Annotated in this window: 14 protein-coding genes; 3 read left to right on the forward strand and 11 right to left on the reverse strand. The window is 59.1% G+C overall.

The annotated features are described in order from the left end of the window. Positions 1 to 2: 2 nt before the first annotated feature. Genes ACMG4N_RS11320 through ACMG4N_RS11330 form a run of 3 tightly spaced genes read right to left on the reverse strand, consistent with a single transcriptional unit; the run spans position 3 to position 2,588 of the window. Positions 3 to 1,208 carry a TolC family protein gene (locus ACMG4N_RS11320; RefSeq protein WP_414431692.1) on the reverse strand — a complete coding sequence of 402 codons (1,206 nt, stop codon included), beginning with the start codon at positions 1,206 to 1,208 and terminating at the stop codon, positions 3 to 5. Position 1,209: 1 nt separating this feature from the next. After that, positions 1,210 to 2,175 carry a M56 family metallopeptidase gene (locus ACMG4N_RS11325; RefSeq protein WP_414431694.1) on the reverse strand — a complete coding sequence of 322 codons (966 nt, stop codon included), beginning with the start codon at positions 2,173 to 2,175 and terminating at the stop codon, positions 1,210 to 1,212. Further along, entirely contained in the window at positions 2,172 to 2,588 is a 417-nt protein-coding gene (locus tag ACMG4N_RS11330) for a BlaI/MecI/CopY family transcriptional regulator (protein WP_414431695.1), read from the reverse strand. Before ACMG4N_RS11330 ends, ACMG4N_RS11325 begins: the two co-directional genes overlap by 4 nt. A 414-nt stretch (positions 2,589 to 3,002) precedes the next feature. On the opposite strand from ACMG4N_RS11330, the gene ACMG4N_RS11335 reads away from it, so the two are divergent. Both ACMG4N_RS11335 and ACMG4N_RS11340 read left to right on the forward strand, forming a co-directional pair. Then, on the forward strand, positions 3,003 to 4,445 hold the full coding sequence (locus tag ACMG4N_RS11335) for an NfeD family protein (protein WP_414431696.1): 1,443 nt from the start codon (positions 3,003 to 3,005) through the stop codon (positions 4,443 to 4,445). Continuing rightward, positions 4,442 to 5,200, forward strand: a complete 759-nt coding sequence (locus tag ACMG4N_RS11340; protein ID WP_297763863.1) for a slipin family protein — start codon at positions 4,442 to 4,444, stop codon at positions 5,198 to 5,200. The genes ACMG4N_RS11335 and ACMG4N_RS11340 overlap by 4 nt, the downstream gene beginning before the upstream one ends. 84 nt (positions 5,201 to 5,284) lie before the next feature. Here the strand turns inward: ACMG4N_RS11340 and ACMG4N_RS11345 are convergent, their stop codons facing one another. From ACMG4N_RS11345 to ACMG4N_RS11355, 3 genes are all read right to left on the reverse strand, one after another. Beyond that, positions 5,285 to 6,508 (reverse strand): hypothetical protein, encoded by a 1,224-nt coding sequence (locus tag ACMG4N_RS11345; RefSeq protein ID WP_414431698.1) that lies wholly within the window; start codon positions 6,506 to 6,508, stop codon positions 5,285 to 5,287. Positions 6,509 to 6,799: 291 nt separating this feature from the next. Next, positions 6,800 to 7,978, reverse strand: a complete 1,179-nt coding sequence (locus tag ACMG4N_RS11350; protein ID WP_297763869.1) for a vWA domain-containing protein — start codon at positions 7,976 to 7,978, stop codon at positions 6,800 to 6,802. Between the two features lie 18 nt (positions 7,979 to 7,996). After that, entirely contained in the window at positions 7,997 to 8,839 is an 843-nt protein-coding gene (locus tag ACMG4N_RS11355) for an AAA family ATPase (protein ID WP_297763872.1), read from the reverse strand. 269 nt (positions 8,840 to 9,108) lie between these two features. On the opposite strand from ACMG4N_RS11355, the gene ACMG4N_RS11360 reads away from it, so the two are divergent. Beyond that, on the forward strand, positions 9,109 to 9,825 hold the full coding sequence (locus ACMG4N_RS11360; RefSeq protein ID WP_414431699.1) for a 16S rRNA (uracil(1498)-N(3))-methyltransferase: 717 nt from the start codon (positions 9,109 to 9,111) through the stop codon (positions 9,823 to 9,825). A gap of 71 nt (positions 9,826 to 9,896) precedes the next feature. Here ACMG4N_RS11360 and rluB read toward each other — a convergent pair whose 3' ends face one another. The 5 genes from rluB to ACMG4N_RS11385 form a co-directional block, all read right to left on the reverse strand. Beyond that, positions 9,897 to 10,742 carry a 23S rRNA pseudouridine(2605) synthase RluB gene (gene rluB, locus ACMG4N_RS11365; protein WP_035244382.1) on the reverse strand — a complete coding sequence of 282 codons (846 nt, stop codon included), beginning with the start codon at positions 10,740 to 10,742 and terminating at the stop codon, positions 9,897 to 9,899. Continuing rightward, entirely contained in the window at positions 10,735 to 11,664 is a 930-nt protein-coding gene (gene scpB / locus ACMG4N_RS11370) for an SMC-Scp complex subunit ScpB (protein ID WP_297763883.1), read from the reverse strand. Before scpB ends, rluB begins: the two co-directional genes overlap by 8 nt. Positions 11,665 to 11,666: 2 nt before the next feature. Beyond that, a complete protein-coding gene (locus ACMG4N_RS11375) occupies positions 11,667 to 12,605 on the reverse strand; it encodes a segregation and condensation protein A (protein ID WP_035244379.1) in 939 nt (312 codons plus the stop codon). A 27-nt stretch (positions 12,606 to 12,632) separates the two neighbouring features. Further along, a complete protein-coding gene (locus tag ACMG4N_RS11380; RefSeq protein ID WP_297763886.1) occupies positions 12,633 to 13,847 on the reverse strand; it encodes a tryptophan--tRNA ligase in 1,215 nt (404 codons plus the stop codon). A 212-nt stretch (positions 13,848 to 14,059) separates the two neighbouring features. Then, positions 14,060 to 14,683 (reverse strand): L-threonylcarbamoyladenylate synthase, encoded by a 624-nt coding sequence (locus ACMG4N_RS11385; RefSeq protein WP_414431701.1) that lies wholly within the window; start codon positions 14,681 to 14,683, stop codon positions 14,060 to 14,062. Positions 14,684 to 14,764 lie beyond the last annotated feature (81 nt).

A 14,764-nucleotide genomic window follows, 5' to 3' on the forward strand; every position in this document is an offset into this window, starting at 1 on the left:
GGTTATTTCCCCGTCAGTTGTTGCCATTGGATGTAAGCCTGTCGTGCAGCCAGAGCGTGCTCCAGCCTGCGTTCCTGTAATTCATAATCCGCGCGGTAGGCATCGAGCAGTGCCATGATGCTGATTTCACCGGCGTTATAGGCAGCGCGGGCAGTGGTCACCAAGGCGCCCTCCTCGCTGTCACCGCCATGGCGAGCCAAAGTTTCACTGGCGCGTTTATTTGCCTGGAACTGCTCGATATACGCAGTGTGCTCTGCCTGCAATTGCTGAACCGCAAGTTGACGTTCCGCTTCCAGCAAGTCGGCCCGGGAACGGCTTGCCGCCGCCTGGTGCTTGCCATTACTGCCGATGGGCAGCTCCATGCCCAATGCCACCACATGGCCGTCCGTTTCAAAGCCCGGCTCATCCACGTCCTTGCGGCCCAGGCTCAATGTCATGTCAGGCCAGCGCTGGCGACCCGCCGCCGTGGCCTGGGTACTGGCGCGGCTAACTTGGGCATCGTAGGCGGCAATCAAGGGGTGCAACGCCAGATCGGCTTCTTCTGAAGGAGTAACGTCGTTTCGCGGTAAAAGCGCGCCTTCCAGAGTGGAAGCATCCGCACCAGTCAGCACTTCAAGGCGGCCCTTTTCCGCCTGAAGATGACTGCCAAGCTGCAAGCGACGGCCCGCATAAATGGCCACTTCCCGGGCGATGCGCATGGCGTCATAGCGTGAGGCATCCCCGGCTTCAGCACGGGCCTGAATAGAGGTACTGAGTTGATTCAAGTCGTTATACAGCGCATCAAGCCGGGCATAGTGCTGTTCCGCCATCAGCGACTGATAAAATGCCGCCCGGGTTTGCGCCACCCTTTCGCGTTTTAACAGGGTATTCCGGGCGGCCTCGGCATCCACATGGTGGCGCGCTGCAGCCCGCTCCAGGCGTTTGATGCCCGCCAGATTAAAGCGCTGACTCAGCGACAGTGTGGTTTCGCGGCTTTCCCCGCCGGGCACATCCAGACTTTCGCGCTCATAGCTGATCTCCGGGTTGAACCAGCGACCGGTAGCGCGGCTTTCCCCTTGTGCTTGTTGCTCTCTGGCGGACAGGGTTTGCTGAAAGGTGCTATTGCGTAATGCCTGCTTGACGGCATCCCCCTCGTTCAAGGCCAGCGCCGGGGTCGGGAAGGCCAGCAGCAGCCCGGCACCAATAAACAGCAGCGTCAGGATTCGCATCTCAGGCTCCCAGCCAGCTTAGCAGTGTCTCGATGGCATGGTGCTGAACCAGCACGGCAACCAGCATGGCAGGCAGTACCAGTAGACAGGTCCATTCGAACCAGCGACCTGACACGGGATCTACTTGATGGGGCGTGATCAGTCGCTGGATGCGGGCCTGGGTGTCCCCGCTGTTTACTGACTGGGCCCCTTTCATATGAAGTTGCTGCAGACTCAGTACCCGCAGCAGCGTTTCTGCCACGTCGAATCGATTGAAGCGCTGGGTTACGGCATCGTCGGCCGCTTCTTCCAGGGCATTCTCCCACGCCGTTCGCAGACGCTTTGCCAACGGCGGAACAAAAAGCGCCAGAAGCAGCACCACCAGACGATTACGGCGCGGGTCGCCGTGGCGTAAATGGGCACTTTCGTGGGCCAGCACAATGCGCCGCTGGTGCGGATTCAGGCTGTTAAGCAAACCGGAGGAAAGGAGTACCGCTGGCTCGTTGCCACCCACCGCCAGCGCCACTGCTCGCGTGTCATGCAGACGGCGGAATCTGCCCTGCCCTTTGGACAGTGTTATCAGGGCCTGCAACCGCCGCTGCAACCGCCGTTCCGTTACCAGCGTACGGAACAGGGACACCATGACCATAACGAGGGCCAGCAAGGCAACGGCACCCTGCCAGGCAGGCAGTGCGCCCTGTTCGGCGGAATTCAAACAGGCATGAATATGATCATGGCTATGGGTGCCACAATGGCTGGCCATCCACTCCGAGGACGGGAACAGGTTCGCAGCCAGGATGGCCGCCATCATCACCAGTGGCAGAAAGACAGCGGAAAACGCCACCATCAGGATTCGCTGCTGACGTATCCGGGGAGCGATGCCTGAAGGAGTCAGCCACTTTGCGGTTACCGCACCAAGAACCTGGCTGAGCAACCAGCCGAGCATGGCAGCAGGAAAGACGGTATCAAGCAGCACCATGGCGCTCATTGCTTGCCCCCGGACTGGGCTCGGCGCGCTCGGATTTCTTCTTCCAGGCGCGCCAGGTCCTCATCCGCGAGGGACTCTGTGGCCTGCACAAACGCCGCGATAGAAGCGGCGCCATCAAGCTGAAACCGCCCCATCACATCACTGATCATGTTGGCGATAAGGCTGTCGCGCTCGACAATGGCCGTGTAGTGATAGGCGTAACCCTGCTTCTCTCGGGTGAGGAGCTGTTTCTTGTAGAGACGATCCAGGGTGGACTGCACCGTATTAACGGAGATGCCCCTTTCCGTCCCGACCCTGGCATGGACGTCTTTCGGTGACAGGCCGGGATTTTCCCAGAGAAGATTCAGGACAGTCAGCTCGAGCTCCCCCAGTGCGGGGACGGAGTGAGATGTTGGTGGGGTGTGTTTTTTCATGGGCAGGGTGCGAATCCAGCGATGCAGTGACCTGAACAGTAACGAGCACAAAACCGAGCGTCAATCGGTTTTATGCTCGTTACTACTCAGCTTCTTGCTTCAGGTCGCAATATTACTAACCGCTTGATCGTCCACTTGGAGCAACTTGTGCCCACGCCATCGACCTGTGCACCATCATGCCGGACCGTTAGGAGTTTTCTCGTTTCCATGGGCTGCAGTGTGGGCTGCTTTGTGGTTCTCGGGCTACTCGTCAGGCCCTTTGGCGTTGAACTCTGGTAAATGATAACGACGCTTGTCGATTCATGGTGTCTGCCGGCCTTACCGGCCTTAATTGCGGCTACCACGAAGGGGCTTGATAGATGCCCGTGAAATGGGCTTTCATGGGGTTAGATGGATGGCCAAGGGAGCGTTCTCATGGGCCGCGAATATCAAAGCACACCGCATCATGGCCACAGGCTTGCGGCCAGGTTGTTCCTTTGTGTGTTGCTGGCGCTGTTGTTCCTGCTGGCTCCGGCGTCTCCCGCCCAGAACTCACCCTCTCCCGCCCCCTCTCCTGCTTCCGCTTCTGTCTGGGTAATGACCCTGGACGGCCCAATCGGGCCGGCACTCAGTGACTGGTTTGTTCGCTCCCTGGAAGAAGCCAATAAGGCTTCTGCGGCGTTGTTTGTGTTGCAGCTGAATACACCTGGCGGGCTGGATAGCGCCATGCGCGACATGATTCGGGGGATTCTCGACAGTCGGGTGCCGGTTGCCACCTATGTATCACCCAGTGGCAGCCGAGCGGCCAGTGCGGGTACCTATATTCTCTATGCCTCTCATATTGCCGCCATGGCCCCTGCCACCAATCTGGGCGCAGCAACGCCGGTGCAAATCGGTGGGGGCGGCGGCCTGCCCTCGCCCTCCTCTCCCGGTGATCAGAGTGAGGACGACGAGGGTGCTGCCGCCAGCCCGGATAGCGCCTCGGCCCTGCATCGCAAGCGGGTGAATGATGCAGTGGCCTATATCCGTGGCCTGGCGGAATTGCGAGACCGCAATGCGGACTGGGCAGAAAAAGCGGTACGTGAAGCGGTGAGCCTGTCATCCAGCGATGCCCTGGCGAAAGGCGTGATTGATCTGAAAGCGGCGGACCTCAATGACCTGCTTGCTCAGCTGGATGGACAAGCACTGAGCTGGGGCGATCAAGCGGTCAGCCTGGCTTTGGCTGATGCGCAATTGCATCAGGTGGAACGGGACTGGCGCACGGATTTTCTTGCCATTGTTACCGATCCCAGCATTGCCTACTTGCTGCTGCTGGTGGGAATTTATGGGCTGGTGCTGGAATTTTCCAACCCTGGCATGGGCGTGCCGGGCGTACTCGGTGCCATCTGCCTGTTGCTGGCGCTTTACGCTCTGCAGATGTTACCGGTGAGCTACGTGGGCCTGGGGCTTATCTTGCTGGGTGCGGTGCTGGTGGCTCTGGAAGCCATATCACCAAGTTTCGGGGTATTCGGTATCGGTGGGGTTATCGCTTTCGTGATCGGCTCGATCATGTTGATGGATACAGATCTGCCCGCTTTCCGTATTGCCCTGCCAGTGATTGCCGCGGTGGGGGTGGGCTCGCTGTTACTGGTGGGCCTGTTTGTACGGCTGGCGGTGAAAGCCCACGAGGGTCCCCCGGTTACCGGGGCCGACACACTGGTCGGGCAAACCGCCGTAGCGCTGGATGATTTTGAAGACGACGGTCAGGTGCGGGTGCTGGGAGAAATCTGGCATGCACGCAGTCAGCAGCCGGTACGCCGGGGCCAGTTGCTACAGGTCACCGACCGTAGCGACCTGATGCTGGATGTGAAACCGGACGGCAAGGAGGAGACATCATGACCCCCTATTTCTGGTTGTCGCTGGCGATTATTGTCGTCGGCTTTGTGATCAGCATGTTCCGCATTCTGCGTGAATACGAGCGCGGGGTGATCTTCATGCTGGGCCGCTATTACCGGGTGAAAGGCCCCGGCCTGATCCTGGTGGTGCCGCTGATCCAGCAGATGGTAAAGGTGGACCTGCGCATCCGGGTACTGGATGTGCCCACCCAGGATGTGATCTCCCGGGATAACGTCTCGGTAAAGGTGAATGCCGTGTTGTATTTCCGCGTGCTGGACGCCGAGAAAGCGGTCATCAATGTGGAGGACTTCTACGCCGCCACCAGCCAGTTGTCCCAGACCACCCTGCGCTCGGTACTGGGCAAGCACGAACTGGACGAGATGCTCGCCTCACGGGATGAACTGAACAGCGACATTCAGGAAATCCTCGACGAGCAGACCGACAACTGGGGCATCAAGGTCACCAATGTAGAGATCAAGCACGTGGATCTGGATGAAGGCATGGTGCGGGTGATCGCCCGTCAGGCCGAGGCGGAACGTATCCGCCGCGCCAAGGTGATCCACGCCAATGGCGAGAAGGAAGCGTCCCAGGTGCTGCTGGAAGCGGCGAAAACGCTTTCCGAGCAGCCCCAGGCGCTGCAACTACGTTACCTGCAGACATTGACCGAGGTAGCCAACGAGCGCTCCAGCACGATTGTTTTCCCGCTCCCCATGGATTTGATTGAAAGCTTCACCAGCCGTGGAGGCCACGAACAATAAGCGCCAAAGAACGCCAATGCCGCTCGGGTTCACTTTTGAGAAAAGCGTAAAGAGCCCATTCTGCTCTTTACGCTTTCGCATTGATCAGTGATCGCGGTTGTGAGTATGTTCAAAGCGATAAGTCAGGTTTAACTGCACCCGTGGCGCTTCGCTGCGATCCCCTGCCTGGTTGTCGCGCATGCCGTATGCCAGCTCTGCCCCATAACTGAGGCTGTTATCGTGCTGACGAATCAGGCTCAAGGTGCCGTAGCGGGTACGACGCATGGCATACCCGGGTAGCTCGGCGTCCTTTTCCAGGGTGATTTCGCCGCCGACAATGGCCAGTGTCCAGTCCGGGCGGAACTGCCACTGCCCGGCCAGATAGCCGCCTTGAGCCAGAAGCGGCTTCAGTCCATCGGTAGCAAAGACGTAGCCATCCATACCGGCATCACCGAAGCCTGACAGGTCATTATAATAATGCCCCATGGCCTCGCCGTAGCTGGCACTGGCCAGCAGAGTCAGGCTGTCGGTCATCCCCAGGGTGCCACTGACAACACCGCCGGTAGCGCTGGCGTATTGCTGGTCGCCATTGGCAAATTCCACCCCTATTTCCCGGTTCACCAGCGCGGTCCGTACGTGACCACGGCCATGGGGCTGATTCCAGGCGGCGATGACGTCAGGGCGGCGGCCACTGGCGCTGCTCAGGTTATCCGGGTCATAGACTTCCGGATTGGGGTCTTCCACCGCCAAGGTCAGATGTTCGCCCTGCCAGCGCACGCCCGTCTGGCGGGCAAAGATGGCGCTGTTGGGGCCCTGGGAATCCAGGGTCAGCGGCCAGGCCGCACCATCCAGCAAGGCGGTATAGCCGTAGCCGGCACGCAGGGCGCCATACTCAAAATAGAAATCCCGGACTCGCAAATCGTAGCCATCGATGCTGCCGAACAGGTCAACGGCGAACACCGCATGGGGCCCACTGCCCTCTCCTACCCGCAGGCCCAGTTGGCTGTTCTTGCCATGCAGCTCGAAGTTCTGCTGGTGGGTGTCGCCGGCAGGGATGGTGCTGGGGATAAGCAGATCATTCAGCCCTGCGTTCTTGTCATCGTAGATGGCATCCACGCTGACCTTGCCGAACACGGCGAAGCCGGGCCATTGCACGGGGTTTGAGGGGGTATGGGTTGGCGCATCCTGGGCCAGGTTGGCCTTGAGCTGATCCAGCTCCTGTTGAAGACGACGGATTTCAGACTGCGTGGTGTCCGCGTACAGGCCTGTTGTGGCCAGTACGGTACTGCTGAAAACGGTCGCCCAGATGGTGGTTCGCACCCTGGACATGGAAATCTCTCCTGAAGTCCACCGGATCACGGTGGGCGTTCATCTTTTTGCTTCGGCGTCCCGGGGTTGTGTGCCTTATGGGCTGTCCGGGGCGTGAAACGCGAAAGGCGCGGAGAATACGGATATCAGGCGTTGTTCGCTACTAGACGAAATGTTTAGTGCGGCAAAATTCTAGGGTGGGCGGACGAGCGGAATGCAGATTTTTGTGCCTGAAGGAGCGTGGAGAATAAATTGCCTGCGGCCGAACCTTCCTAACCCGGTTCGGCTGCAGGCAGCCTCCTACAAAAAGGCTTATTTGCTCAGGTGACGCATGGCCTTTTCCAGGCCTTCGATGGTGAGCGGATACATCTTGTGCTCGCTGAGCTGCTTGATCCACTGGGTGGAGGTGGTCATCTGCCAGGCGCGCTCCGGCTCCGGGTTTAGCCAGGCCACTTTCTCGTAGGTTTCCATGACGCGCTGGAACCAGACGGCGCCGGCCTCCTCGTTCCAGTGCTCCACGCTGCCGCCCACGGAGTTCACTTCGTAGGGGCTCATGGCCGCATCGCCCACGAAGATCACCTTGTAGTCACTGCCGTATTTATGCAGCACATCCCAGGTGGAGATCTTCTCGTCCCAGCGACGGCGATTGTCCTTCCACACATACTCGTAGATGAAGTTATGGAAGTAGAAATATTCCATGTGCTTGAACTCCATCCGGGCGGCGGAGAACAGCTCTTCGCAGAGTTTGATGTAGGGGTCCATGGAGCCGCCCACATCAAAGAAGATCAGCACCTTGACGCGGTTTTCCTTCTGCGGACGCATCTTGATGTCGAGCAGACCGGCGTTGCGGGCGGTGGAGCGGATGGTGTCATCCATATCCAGCTCTTCATCGCGACCGGTACGGGCAAACTTGCGCAGGCGACGCATGGCCAGCTTGATGTTACGCGTGCCCAACTCCACAGAATCGTCCAGGTTGCGGAATTCGCGCTTTTCCCAGACTTTTACCGCCCGCTTGTTGCGCGATGGCCCGACCATGCGTACCCCTTCCGGGTTGGCGCCATAGCCACCAAAGGGGCTGGTGCCACCGGTGCCGACCCACTTGTTGCCGCCCTGGTGGCGCTTTTCCTGCTCTTCGAGCCGCTTGCGCAGCTCGTCCATGATCTTTTCCAGGCTACCCAGGCCCTTGAGCTTCTCGAACTCTTCCGGGCTCAGGTTCTTCTCCAGCTCCTTGCGCAGCCACTCGTCCGGGATCACCTTGTTAAGCCAGTCCGGCTCCAGGTTTTCCAGCCCTTCGAAGTAGTTGGCAAAGGCCTGGTCGAAGCGGTCGTAGAACTTTTCGTCCTTGACCATTACCGCCCGGCTGAGCAGATAGAAATCCTCGATGGAGCCGAAGGCCACGTGGGCCTGCAGCGCATCAAAGAGATCCAGCAGTTCGCGCAGAGTCACCGGAACCCGGTAACGGCGCAGATTTTCGAAGAAACCAATCAGCATAATCAGCCAGCGTTGCGGTTAGCTTTCGCGACGGTTCATGAACGCCAGGCGCTCAAGCAGTTGTACGTCCGACTCGTTCTTCAGCAGCGCACCGTAGAGCGGCGGCACCGCGCTTTTGGTGTCGCGGTTGCGCAGGATGTCCGCCGGAATATCGTCAGCCATGAGCAGCTTGAGCCAGTCGATCAGCTCGCTGGTGGAGGGCTTTTTCTTCAGGCCGGGCACTTTGCGCAGGTCGAAGAAGATTTCCAGAGCCTCGGTGACCAGGTTCTTTTTGATCTCCGGGAAATGCACATCCACGATGGCCTGCATGGTCTGGGCATCGGGGAAGTTGATGTAATGGAAAAAGCAGCGACGCAGGAAAGCATCGGGCAGCTCTTTCTCGTTGTTGGAGGTAATGATCACGATCGGGCGCTGCTCGGCGCGGATGGTTTCCCCGGTCTCGTAGACGAAGAATTCCATGCGATCCAGTTCCTGCAGTAGATCATTGGGGAACTCGATGTCGGCCTTGTCGATCTCGTCGATCAGCAGCACTACCTGCCCTTCATGGGTGAAGGCTTCCCACAGCTTGCCTTTTTTCAGGTAATTGCCCACATCTTCCACCCCTTCGGCGCCGAGCTGGGAGTCACGCAGGCGTGATACTGCATCGTACTCGTACAGCCCCTGCTGGGCCTTGGTGGTGGATTTGATATTCCATGACAGCAGCGGCAGTCCCAGGGACTCGGCCACCTGTTCTGCCAACAGGGTCTTGCCGGTACCCGGCTCACCCTTGATCAGCAACGGGCGCTTGAGGGCGATCGCTGCGTTAACGGCCATTTTCAGGTCGTCGGTGGCCACATATTGGTCAGTACCCTGAAACTGCATGAAACTCTCCACACTTGAACAGTTAATCGAACGGGTGAACGGGCGGCACACTCTACCAGCGGCCCGAAGAGGCCGCCAGTTACCCGCGGGCCAATCGCCACCCTCACTACAGGCAGGCTCCTGCAGCGGATAAGGCTTAATGCAGGCAATTTAGCAAGGCTGCGCCACCCGGCAAAGGGCGAGAACAGCCAAGTAAACAGCGATTTACGTCACTTTGCTGTGAGGATTTGAGCGCGGATTCCCGGGCAGGCTGTGCCATAATCGGCCCCATGAATCTGCTGCTGCTGCACCCTCATCAACATCTTCATGGCAATCTTTGGCGTCTGGACGAGCGCCAGTGCCGCCATGTGCGCGACATTCTGGGATTGGCGGAAGGGGGTAGCTGCCGGGCCGGGATCGTTGGTGGCGGCATGGGAAAAGCGCAGATAGAATCACTACAAAACAATGAGATACAGATTTTATTTAAAGAGGATTCTCGCCCCTCCCCTCCTCTGCCACTTTCCCTGCTGCTGGCGCTGCCGCGCCCCAAGATGCTCAAGCGGATTCTGATTGACGCGACCAGCCTTGGCATCAAGCGCATCGTGCTGATCAATAGCTGGAAGGTGGACAAGAGCTACTGGCAAACCCCCAACCTGAAAGCCGACTTGCTCCGCGAAAAAATGCTGCTGGGACTGGAGCAGGCCCGTGACACCACCCTGCCGGAGCTGGTTCTCGCCCCGCGTTTCAAACCCTTCGTGGAAGATAACCTGAACGCCTGGGCCGGCCCGGGCCAACGTATCCTCGCCCATCCGGGCGATTACCCGCCCATGCCGGGCGATCTCACCGAGCCTGTGACCCTGGCCATCGGCCCCGAGGGTGGCTGGACCGATTACGAAGTGAGCATGCTGCAGCAACAGGGCTTTGCCTGCCACAGTTTCGGGGCGCGGATTCTGAGGGTGGAGACGGCACTGCCGGCCCTGGTGGGACGTGTCATGAGGCTTCCGTAGTAGCGGCGCTCGAGCCGCGATTGGCACGATCCGGGGATTCGCGCCCCGAGAGGCGCTCCTCCAGAAGAGACTTACCGGCGGTAAGGGCCGCGAGCCTTGCGAGGCGGCTTGCTGCCGGCGCGCTGGTGGCGCAGGCGGGCGCGGCCGTAGAGGCCGGTGTATTTCTTGCCCTTGAGCTCCACCTTGCCGATCAGAGCCTGGATCTGTTCGGGCTCCAGCTCCATCCAGCGGCCCTGACGCAACTGGGGCGGCAAGGTCAGATCGCCGAAGCGGATCCGCATCAGGCGCGCCACATCCAGATCCTGAGACTGGAACAGACGGCGCACTTCCCGGTATTTGCCCCCGGTCAGTGTCACCTTGTACCAGTGGTTGGCGCCCTCTTCCGCGCCGCCGGCATCTTCGATGCTGTCGAATTTGGAGACACCATCTTCCAACAGCACGCCATCGAGCATGGCCTGACGCTTTTCCGGGGTCATACCGCCACGGACACGCACGGCGTACTCTCGCACGAAACCGTTGGATGGATGCATGAGGCGGTGGGCAAGCTCACCATCGGTGGTGAACAACAGCAGGCCGGTGGTGTTGATGTCCAGACGCCCTACCTGTACCCAGCGCATGCCCTGCAGTCGCGGCAGGTTATCAAACACCGTGGCGCGCCCTTCTGGATCATTGCGGGAGCACACTTCGCCGGGGGGCTTGTGGTACATGATCACGCGCTGAACGATTTCTTCTTCCGCCTTCACTTTAATAATCCTGCCATCTACGCGTAGGGTGTCTTCGCTGCCAACCCGGTCACCCAGGGTTGCCACCGCGCCGTTGACCGAAACCCGGCCATCAGCAATCCATTTCTCCAGCTCCCGGCGGGAGCCCAGTCCGGCTCGCGCCAGCACTTTCTGCAATTTTTCAGTTTCAGTCATGACGTGTCTGGCTGTCCTCTGCACTATTTTCCGCAGCGGCATCCTCGCCGTCAGCGTCATTGGGGCTATTGTCAGCCGTCTCGGCCTCTTCGGCCACACTTTCATCGATAGCAACGGCTGCCTGCTTATCCTTGTCGGCCGCCGGTTTGCGGCGGAATTCCTGCTCGAAGCCGGATAACACCGAATCCACCTTGTCCATGCTCATCAAGGTGTCATCATCAATTTCCGGTTCCTGCTCCAGACCCGGGAAGGCTTCCTGGTCGCCTGGCAGCCGTTGTTCACGCTCATCGTCGAGCAGACCATGGCCATCTTCGCCTTCCGGCGCCTCATCCATGTCGCCCGGGCCCGCTTTGGCGGGCGGCACATCGCTGAGTGCCAGCTCTTCATTGATCTTGTCCAGGTCGCGGATCTCGGACAGCGATGGCAGGTCCTCCAGGCTCTTCAGATCGAAATAGTCGAGAAACTGCTTGGTGGTGGCAAACATGGCCGGCCGACCCGGCACATCCCGGTGCCCAACCACGCGTACCCAGTTTCTCTCCAGCAGGCTTTTAACGATATGAGAGCTTACTGAAACACCACGAATTTCTTCGATTTCGCCCCGGGTAATGGGCTGGCGATAGGCGATCAGTGCCAGGGTTTCCAGAATGGCCCGACTGTATCGGGGGGGCTTTTCCTGCCACAGGCGGCTGACCCACTGGCCCAGTTCCGGGCGAGCCTGGAAACGAAAACCAGAAGCCACTTCTTTAAGAAAGATGCCCCGGTCAGTGTAGGCCTCACCGATCTCTTCCAGATATTTGCCCAGATCCTGCTTGCTGGGGCGATCTTCCTCATCAAAAAGCGCCTGCAGTGCATCCCGGTCAAGCGGTCCTTCCGCGACCAGAATGGCAGCCTCAATGATTCTTTTTATCTGTTCAGCTTCCACAGCTACCCCTCGGTTCCGTCATGGGCATCGGGTTCATCATCCACGCCGTCATCGGGTTCGTCTTCCAGTTCAAGTTGGGCCAGCACATCAGATTCTTCCAGTACCAGGGTCTTCGCTTTCACATGAATGGGAGCGAAGGGCCCGTTCTGTACCAGCTCAATCAGGCTGCCCTTGACCAGCTCAAGCGTGGCCAGAAAGGTGACCACGACGCCAAGCCGGCCTTCTTCAGGGGTGAAAAGCTCCACGAAGGGCACAAAGTCCCGGCCCTTGAGCTTGTCCAGCACATTGGCCATACGCTCCCGGGTAGACAGCTTTTCACGTGACACCTGATGGCTCTCGAACATATCGGCCCGGTGCATGACCTCCTTCAAGGCCAGCAGCAGCTCACGCATGTCCACATCAGGCTGCGCCTTTTCCCGGGTAAACTCCGGCCGCTTGGCTTCTGCCGGAAAAATATCCCTTTCCAGGCGCGGCAGCTGGTCGATGTCTTCTGCTGCCTGCTTGAAGCGCTCGTATTCCTGCAGACGACGAATCAGCTCTGCACGCGGATCATGTTCTTCGTCTTCCTCGTCCTCTTTCTGGCGAGGCAGCAGCATGCGCGACTTGATCTCTCCGAGCATGGCGGCCATCACCAGGTATTCCGCTGCCAGCTCGAAGTTCATCGCCTTCATCAACTCCACGTACTCCATGTACTGAGTGGTGATGGTGGAGACCGGGATGTCGAGAATGTCCAGGTTCTGTCGTTTGATCAGGTACAGCAGCAGGTCCAGCGGGCCCTCAAAGGCTTCCAGGAAGACTTCCAGGGCATCCGGCGGTATATACAGGTCGTCCGGCAGCTTTGTGATCGCCTTGCCATACATCAAGCCAAAGGGCATCTCTGCCTGGCTGGGATGCAGCGGCTTCATTATGGGTGTGACTGTAGGTTCTGCCGGTTCAGTCATCTTCTCTCCCGAGTGCGCCACGGCGCCTCAGCGGTAATTGAGGCCCATGGCGGCGCGGACTTCTTCCAGGGTGGCGCGGGCAGCCTCGCGGGCTTCCTCGCAGCCTTCAGCGACCAAGGTGCGGACCAGATCCGGGTTGCGAAGATGCTCCTCGGCACGTTTGCGGATCGGCTCCAGCTCTTCCTGGACTGCCTCGATGATGGGCTTCTTGCAATCCAGACAACCGATACCGGCGCTGGTGCAGCCCTCTTTCACCCACTGGCGGGTGTTGTCATCGGAATAGACCATGTGAAACTGCCATACCGGGCAGTTATCCGGGTTACCCGGGTCGGTACGGCGAACCCGGGCCGGGTCGGTGGGCATACGGCGAATCTTGCTGTCGATATCTGCCTCTTCCTCACGCATGGTGATGAAGTTGCCGTAGGACTTGGACATTTTCTGCCCGTCCAGCCCAGGCATCTTGGAGGCGGGAGTGAGCAGCGCCTGGGGCTCGGGCAGGATTACCTTGCCACCGCCCTCCAGGTCGCCCATCAACCGTTCCTTGTCTCCCAGGGTGATGTTCTGCTGACTTTCCACCAAGGCGCGCGCAGTCTCCAGGGAGGCTTCATCGCCCTTTTCCTGGTACTGGCGGCGATGATTCAGGTAGACCTTTGCCTGCTTCTTGCCCATCTTCTTGATGGCTGCATCCACCGCTTCCTCGAAACCCGGCTCCCGGCCATAGAGGTGATTGAAGCGGCGCGCCACTTCCCGGGTAAGTTCCACATGCGCCACCTGATCGGCGCCCACAGGGACTTGCCCGGCCCGGTAAGCCAGGATGTCGGCAGATTGCAGCAGCGGATAACCCAGGAAACCGTAGGTGCTCAGATCCTTCTCGCGCAGCTTTTCCTGCTGGTCCTTATAGGTGGGCACCCGTTCCAGCCAGGACAGCGGTGTCATCATGGACAACAGCAGATGCAGTTCGGCGTGCTCCGGCACCTGGCTCTGGATAAACAGAGTGGCTGAGCCGGGGTTCACCCCGGCAGCCAGCCAGTCAATAACCAGATCCCAAACATGCTGTTCAATATTGTGTGGATTTTCGTATTCGGTGGTGAGTCCGTGCCAGTCTGCCACAAAGAAAAAGCATTCATACTCGTGCTGCAGACGCGCCCAGTTTTTCAGCACGCCATGGTAATGACCCAGATGCAGGCGGCCGGTAGCACGCATGCCGGAAACAACTCGCTGGGAAGGAACCACGGAACTCAAAGCCTACTCCTTAGAATCTTGTTTGGGTTATACCCGCACGCCGCTGTGTATTGCTCACAGGCAGGAGCGCACTAAACCCGATCTGCCGCACGATGCGACGGGCATCACGCGGGGGAAAGCCCGCGATTATACGGTGAACCGGGGTATCAGGGACAGTGGCAAGCAGGCCCTTTGCGGCACTCTGGGTAAAACATAGCCAGCCAGGGCGACATTCAGTAAATACTGTCCACCGGCCCGGCCCCTTCCCGGATCACTTCCGGGCCATCACCGTCGGCCATGGAAATCACAGTCGTCTCCATGACGCCACAGAAACCGCCATCAATGACCAGATCCACCTGCCCCTGCAGGAAGTCGCGGACATCCTGGGGATCAGTGAGCGGGAACTCGTCGTTGGGCAGGTGGCAGGTAGATGTCATGATCGGCTCGCCATGCTCGGCAAGCAGCGCCTGGCAGATGGGGTGATCCGGCACGCGGATACCGATATTGCGCTTTTTCGGGTCCATCAACCGCCGCGGCACTTCCGTAGTGCCCTTGAGGATGAAGGTATAAGGGCCCGGAGTGTGGGACTTGAGTAGACGATAGTCCGGATTTTCCACCTTGGCATAAATCGCCAGCGCAGACAGATCGTGGCACAGCAGGGTGAACTGGTGTTTCTTGTCCAGCTGGCGCAGGCGGATCAGACGATCCAGGGCATTTTTTTCGCCGATACCGCAGCCCAGCGCGTAGGTGGTATCCGTCGGGTAGGCAATCAGCCCGCCGTTACGAATAACGTCTACCGCCTGGCGGATAAGCCGCGGCTGAGGCGTTTCGGGATGGATGTAGAGAATTTCGGTCATAAGAAGCAGTTAATAATGAATAATGAATAGTTAATAACTAACATCAAAAAAAGCTAATAGTGTATTGTTTTTAAAGCTATT

This window comes from Alcanivorax sp. IL2 (assembly GCF_047495475.1).
Taxonomy (GTDB): domain Bacteria; phylum Pseudomonadota; class Gammaproteobacteria; order Pseudomonadales; family Alcanivoracaceae; genus Alcanivorax.